4 protein-coding genes are annotated in these 6,928 nt (G+C 71.0%); 1 reads left to right on the forward strand and 3 read right to left on the reverse strand.

What is annotated here, in order from left to right; translation table 11 throughout:
- Positions 1–389: 389 nt before the first annotated feature.
- Positions 390–2,408, reverse strand: a complete 2,019-nt coding sequence (locus ABD841_RS14800) for a hypothetical protein (RefSeq protein WP_344971672.1) — start codon at positions 2,406–2,408, stop codon at positions 390–392.
- 557 nt (positions 2,409–2,965) lie between these two features.
- On the opposite strand from ABD841_RS14800, the gene leuS reads away from it, so the two are divergent.
- Complete coding sequence (gene leuS, locus ABD841_RS14805) at positions 2,966–5,434, forward strand: leucine--tRNA ligase (RefSeq protein ID WP_344971687.1); 2,469 nt, start codon at positions 2,966–2,968, stop codon at positions 5,432–5,434.
- 306 nt (positions 5,435–5,740) lie between these two features.
- On the opposite strand, the gene lexA is transcribed toward leuS, so the two are convergent.
- On the reverse strand, positions 5,741–6,451 hold the full coding sequence (gene lexA / locus ABD841_RS14810; RefSeq protein WP_344971674.1) for a transcriptional repressor LexA: 711 nt from the start codon (positions 6,449–6,451) through the stop codon (positions 5,741–5,743).
- Positions 6,452–6,523: 72 nt separating this feature from the next.
- Positions 6,524–6,715, reverse strand: coding sequence for a hypothetical protein (locus tag ABD841_RS14815; protein ID WP_344971676.1), 192 nt, complete (start codon positions 6,713–6,715; stop codon positions 6,524–6,526).
- Positions 6,716–6,928 lie beyond the last annotated feature (213 nt).

Consider the following 6,928-nt stretch of genomic DNA (forward strand, 5'->3'; position numbering starts at 1 on the left):
TACCGAGCACCTGGTCAACGCCTCGGGGACCCCGCGGTTGACGGCACAGGTCCCCGGACCGGCCCACCGGTCCGGAGATCCTGCCGCGGCAGCGGGCGGACGCGCCGCCGAAGACGACCGGCCCGCAGGGCACGTGGGCCCCTGCGGGCCGGTCGTCTTCGGTGCCACGCGCCGCCCGCCCGGGGCGGAACACGCCGGGGGTGGGGCAGCCGGGGTTTCCGTGATCTGCCGGGATCGGCGATGCCGGAGACCGCCGATCCCGGCAGATCACGGAAGGGCTCTGGTCCGCGAGCCGCTCCGGCGCCTCCCCCGGATCGAGGGCGGCACGCCGGAACGGCCCTACTTCAGCTCCGTCGACGGCATCGAGCACATGGGCCGCGCGCCCCGGCTCACTGGCCCTGCAGCTTGATCGACTTGAACACGGTGTTCACGTCGGGCAACAGTTCCTTCTTGGTGTCCGGCACGGACATGTAGACGATCGCCGGCACGTCGGCACCGGTGCTCACCGCCGCCACGACCATGGTCGTCTTGATGTCACCCGAGGTGATCTCGTACGCCGCCAGCTGGCCCGGCTTGCCGTTCACCGACAGGGTCTGCTGCGCGGTCTTGCGGGCGGTGTTGCCCTCCGGGAAGAACCTCTTGCGGCCGGTGGACGCCACCGCGTTGATGACCGGGGCGAGGTTCGTCGGCGAGGTGTACTTGCTCTTCAGCCGCGGAGACAGCGGACCCGACATGATCTGGGCGAACTGGTTCTTGCCCGTCGAGTCGGTGCCCGCGAGCAGATACTGGCGGGTCGTGAAGCCGTAGGTGGTGGACACCGTCGGGCGCTGGTCCTGCCGCCAGGGAGCGCCGAGCTTGGCCAGCGTGATCCCCGCAGGCTGGTCGACGAGCGTTCCGGCCACCGGGGACGCCTTGCCGGTGAAGCGAGGCAACCGGCCGACGGCGGCGGGCTTGGTGGTCTTCTTCGCGGTCGCGGAGGGCTTGGGGTCCGCGACGACATCCTCGTCGGCGGAGGCCAACGGCCCGGCCAGGAACGCCCAGATCGTGGCCCCGACCAGCGCGATGACCACGGAACCGGCCAGTGCGAAGATCCAGACGGGCCTGCCCTGGGCCTCGTCCTCGTCCTCCATGGCCTGGTAGTCCTCACCGAAGACCGTGTCCCACAGCTCCTGCTGGCGATCCGGCGGAGGCGTCTTCGGGCCGCTGATCTGGCCCGCGGTCACGAACGGCTTGTTCGGGTCGGAGGGGTCGCGGCTCAGGTGGTGACCGGGCTGCATGGGCTGGCCGGGGTGAGCCTGCATGGGCTGGCCGGGGTGGGCCTGCGCGTGCATGGGCTGGCCGGGGTACGCGGGCTGATCGGGGTGCATGGGCCGGCCGGGGTGGGCCTGCGTGGGCTGGGAGCCGGTTCCGCCATGCTGAACAGGAGCGTCTTGGGGTGACGCGGCGGGGGCGGCCTGCGCCGCGGCCATAGCCCACATGGCGGGATTGTCCGGTACGCCGTAGCTGATCCGCATGGTCTCATTGGCCGGGCCGCCGTTCCCGCTCCCGTGACCGGTGCCGATGCCGTTTCCAGGACCGTTCCCGAAGCCGTTCCCGGAGCCGTCGCCGCTCACGCCGCCGCCGTGGCCGTCACCGGGCGGCATGCCGCCGTCGAGGGGCACCCTGCCGGGGGCGGCGGGGTCGTCGATCGATGCGTTCGCCCAGGAGGGCAGGGAGAACACCCGGTCCTGCGTCCCGGCGGAGCCTGCGCCCTGCGCGCCGCCGTCCGACGGGGTGGCGGATGCCCACACGTCGTTGCCCGTGGGAGGCGCCGGGGGCCACACGGCGTCTCCCGGCGGCGTCGGCGGCCAGGTGCCGCCGTCGGCAGAGGCGGCGGACGGCCACGCACCGTCGTCCGGCCGGACGGAGGAACGGCCGGCGGCGCCCCAGGAGCCGCCGTCTTCCTGCCCGCGCGCGTCGCCCTGCGGCGCGGAGGCGTTCTGCCAGACGTCGTTGCGGGGTCCGGAGGTGTTCTGCCAGTCGTTCTGCGCCGGGGTGGGCTGGGGCCAGCCGTTGTTGCCGGGGGAGGTGTGTCCCTGCGTGTCGCCCTGCGGCGCGGAGGCGTTCTGCCAGGCGTCGTTCTGGGGGCCCATGGCCTGGGCCCAGCCGTTGCCGCCGGGGGAGGTGTGTCCCTGCGTGTCGCCCTGCGGCGCGGAGGCGTTCTGCCAGGCGTCGTTCTGGGGGCCCATGGCCTGGGCCCAGCCGTTGCCGCCGGGGGAGGTCTGCCAGGAGCCGCCCTGCGGCTCCTCCTGGGGACGGGGAAGCCGCGGACCGGTGCCCAGCGGGTCGTTCGCCCAGGAGGGCGTCGGCTCCGCTGCCTCCGGCCATGCCGGGGGCAGGTGGGACTGGCTGGACTGCTCCGAGGCCATGCTTTCCTTACCTCCGGCGTGGTTGCCCGAATTGTGTGTATTGGGCATGGTCTCACGTGAGACGGGGTGGTTCGCAGGGAAACCGGAGAACGCACCCCTGAACTGGAGCCCGGTGGGATCGGTCGGTGGGTCTTGCAAGGGGAGACCGACCTCCAACGGATCCGGGCCCTGCCCCGGCTCGACTGAGTGTGCCACGGTGAAAAGAGTAGACGGGAGGGACATATGAGGTCACAACAGGTGCATAGCCGTCGGATCTCGTCCGTCCCGGTATGGATGCGAGCCCCATTCTGCTGACCCGGCGGCCTGTCTGTCCCTCATTTCGCATGATCGGCTCTGTTTTCCCAGGCCACGAATACGCCTTGCGGGCTGCGATAGGCTTGGGCTATGCGTGCCGCGACCCTGCTTACCGGGCCGCATCGGCTTTCCCGTCCCTGAGCGCCCGGCCGATGCGGCTGCCCTCCGCGTGAGCGGGGGGTTTTTCCATTGGGGCCGGACGGGTCAGATCATCCGCGCAGACGTAGACCGAGGGAAGATTCAACGTGAGCGACAGAGCCGACATGGCGAGCGACGAGCAGCACTACGACCCGCAGGCGCTGCAGGTCAAGTGGCAGCAGCGGTGGGAGGAGCTCGACCCCTTCCGGGCTTCCGACGACCCCGCCGACACGCGCGAGAAGCGCTACGTGCTCGATATGTTCTCCTACCCCTCGGGCGACCTGCACATGGGCCACGCCGAGGCGTTCGGCATCGGCGACGTCGTCGCGCGTTACTGGTGTCAGAAGGGCTACAACGTCCTGCACCCCGTCGGCTGGGACTCCTTCGGCCTGCCCGCGGAGAACGCCGCGATCAAGCGCAACGCCCACCCGGCGGAGTGGACCTACGCCAACATCGAGACTCAGGCGGCCTCCTTCAAGCGTTACGGGGTCTCCTTCGACTGGTCGACCCGTCTGCACACCAGCGACACCACCTACTACAGGTGGACCCAGTGGCTGTTCATCCGTTTCTTCGAGCGCGGCCTGGCCTACCGCAAGGGCGGCCTGGTCAACTGGTGCCCCAATGACCAGACCGTGCTGGCCAACGAGCAGGTCGTCGGCGGCAGGTGCGAGCGGTGCGGCGCCGAGGTCGTCCGCCGCGAGCTGACCCAGTGGTACTTCAAGATCACTGATTACGCCGACCGGCTGCTGGAGGACATGGCCCAGCTGGAGGGCGGCTGGCCGGAGCGCGTGCTGAGCATGCAGCGCAACTGGATCGGCCGCTCCGAGGGCGCCGACGTCGACTTCGTGATCGAGGGCCGCGACGAGCCGGTCACGGTCTACACGACCCGCCCCGACACCCTGTACGGCGCGACCTTCTTCGTGGTCGCGCCGGACGCGCCGCTGGCCGAGGAGATCGTCGCGGAGGAGCAGCGGGCGGCCTTCGAGGCGTACCGGGCCGAGGTGGCCAAGCTGTCGGACATCGACCGCCTGTCCACCGAGAAGGAGAAGACCGGCGTTTTCCTGGGCCGGTACGCGATCAACCCGGTCAACGGCGAGCGCATGCCGGTCTGGGCGGCCGACTACGTACTGTCCGACTACGGCCACGGCGCCATCATGGCCGTGCCCGCGCACGACCAGCGTGACCTCGACTTCGCCCGCGCCTTCGACCTGCCGGTGCGGGTCGTGGTGCACACCGGCATGGCCGACCCCGGCGAGACCGGCGTCGCCACCTCCGGCGACGGCGCGCTGGTCAACTCCGGCCCCCTGGACGGCCTGAACAAGGCCGACGCCATCCGGAAGATCACCGAGGTGCTGAGCGAGCGCGGCACCGGCAAGCCGGCGGTCAACTTCCGCCTGCGCGACTGGCTGCTGTCCCGCCAGCGCTTCTGGGGCTGCCCGATCCCGATCATCCACTGCCTCGACTGCGGCGAGGTTCCCGTCCCGGACGACCAGCTGCCCGTCACCCTGCCCGACCTGCGCGGCGAGGCCCTGGCGCCCAAGGGCGTCTCCCCGCTGGCCGCGGCCACGGACTGGGTGAACGTCGACTGCCCCAAGTGCGGCGGCGCCGCCCGGCGTGACACCGACACCATGGACACCTTCGTCGACTCCTCCTGGTACTACCTGCGCTACGTGGACCCCGACTACGAGGGCGGCCCGTTCGACGTGGAGAAGGTCCGCCAGTGGGGGCCGATCGACCAGTACGTCGGCGGCGTCGAGCACGCGATCCTCCACCTGCTGTACTCGCGGTTCTTCACCAAGGTCCTGCATGACATGGGCATGGTCGACTTCACCGAGCCCTTCACCCGCCTGCTGAACCAGGGGCAGGTGATCAACCAGGGCAAGGCGATGTCGAAGTCGCTGGGCAACGGCGTGGACCTGGGCCAGCAGATCGACTCCTACGGCGTGGACGCCGTCCGGTTGACCATGATCTTCGCGGGTCCGCCCGAGGACGACATCGACTGGGCCGACGTCTCGCCCGCGGCGTCGCAGAAGTTCCTGGCCCGCGCCTTCCGGGTGATGGCGGAGGCCGGGGCGGCCTCCGCCCCAGGCGTGGACTTCGCCGCCGGCGACCTGGACCTGCGCAGGACCGTCCACCAGATCGTCGACGAGGTCACCAAGCTGGTCGAGGCCTACCGCTTCAACGTCGTGGTGGCCCGCATGATGGAGCTGACGAGCGCGGCCCGCAAGGCCATCGACTCCGGACCCGGCGCGGCCGACCCGGCCGTCCGGGAGGCGGCCGAGGCCCTGGCGGTCATGCTGTCGCTGGTCGCGCCGTACACCGCGGAGGAGGGCTGGGAGCGGCTGGGGCACCCGGCCTCGGTCGCCAGGGCCGGCTGGCCGGTCGCCGACCCGGCCCTGCTGGTCCAGGAGTCCGTCACCTGTGTCGTCCAGGTCGCGGGCAAGGTGCGCGACCGGCTGGAGGTCTCCCCGGAGATCTCCGAGGCCGACCTGGAGGCGCTGGCGCTCGCCTCGGAGAAGGTGAAGGCGTTCCTGTCCGGCACGCCGCGCAAGGTCATCGTCCGCGCGCCCAAGCTGGTCAACATCGTCCCGTAGCCGCCGCCGGGGTGCCCGCTCGCCGGGCACCCCGGCTCTCTTCCGGCCTCGTGAGATACGGGCCCAGGCCGTTGAGGTACGGCGCGGGGCGTCCACCGCGCGGCCGGCACGGTGATCTCGCACGGTGGGTGGGGCGACGGCGCCGCGGCCGAGGCGTGCGAAGGACACGCAGGAAGCACACGGGGCAAGACATGCGAAAAAAGCGGATCCCCGCATCCGGGGATCCGCTTCGATTTGCCACGGAGGTCGGCCTGCCGCCCTACGCGGATCCCCGGCCGGGGATCCGCGTTTCCGCGTCGTGCCGCCTCAGAGTTTGCGCAGCACCGCCACGACCTTGCCGAGGACGGTGGCCTCGTCACCCGGGATCGGGTCGTAGTTGGAGTTGTGCGGGACCAGCCAGACGTGGCCGTCCTTGCGCTTGAAGGTCTTGACCGTGGCCTCCCCGTCGATCATCGCCGCGACCACGTCGCCGTTGTCGGCCACCGGCTGCTGACGCACGACCACCCAGTCTCCGTCGGCGATGGCCGCCTCGATCATCGAGTCACCGGTCACCTGGAGCAGGAAGAGCGTGCCCTCGCCCACGAGCTGCTTCGGCAGGGCGAACACGTCCTCGATGCTCTCCTCGGCGAGGATGGGACCACCGGCGGCGATCCGGCCGACCAGCGGCACGTACGCCGCGGTCGGGCGGCTGACCGGGGTCTCGTCCTCGCGGGAGTCGGGGTCGACCCAGAGCACGGGCTCGCCGGGAAGGCGGACCTCCAGGGCGCGGGGGCGGTGTGGGTCACGGCGCAGGTAGCCCTTGCGCTGCAACGCCGTCAACTGGTGCGACACGCTGGAGGTGCTGGTGAGCTGCACCGCCTCGCCGATCTCGCGCATGGACGGCGGATAGCCCCGCTGCTGCACGGAGTCGCGGATCACCTCAAGGATCTTCCGCTGCCTGGGGGTGAGGCCAAGGGAGTCACGTCTGCGGACCGCCAGGTCGCTGGCGGCCGAACCGTTCTCGTCGCGTTCGCTCATACGAACTCCTCGCCTCCCGGTCTGTATCGAATGCGTCGCACACAGCGACCGTATCTCGGACGAAGATCATATTCAAACAGCTGTTCGAATGTCCTCGAAATCGGCGACGCCGTGGTGTACAACATCGTACGGGAGTTCGATCGACATCGTGTTCGATTCGCCGATCTTTCTTCGACATGTGTTCGGCCAGGTCGAGGGGATGGGGGCCATGATGAAGCCGACCGCGGCGACACGGCGATCCAGGACCGCGAGAAAGGCGCGCACCGGGCGGCGATCCCAGGAGGCGCCGCACCTGTGGCTCGTCCCGCCGCCGAGGCGGGAGGCGTTGCCGCGGCCGGAGGCGGGCCCCGAGCCCCGGGCGGGGGCCGGTCCCGAGCGCCGGGCGGGGGCCGGTCCCGAGCGCCGGGCGGGGGCGGGCCCGGGGCCGGGGTCACGGCGGAGGCCGGAGCCGGGAATGCCACGAGGGGCGGAGCCGGG

It is taken from the genome of Streptosporangium fragile (assembly GCF_039534445.1).
GTDB classification, from domain to species: domain Bacteria; phylum Actinomycetota; class Actinomycetes; order Streptosporangiales; family Streptosporangiaceae; genus Streptosporangium; species Streptosporangium fragile.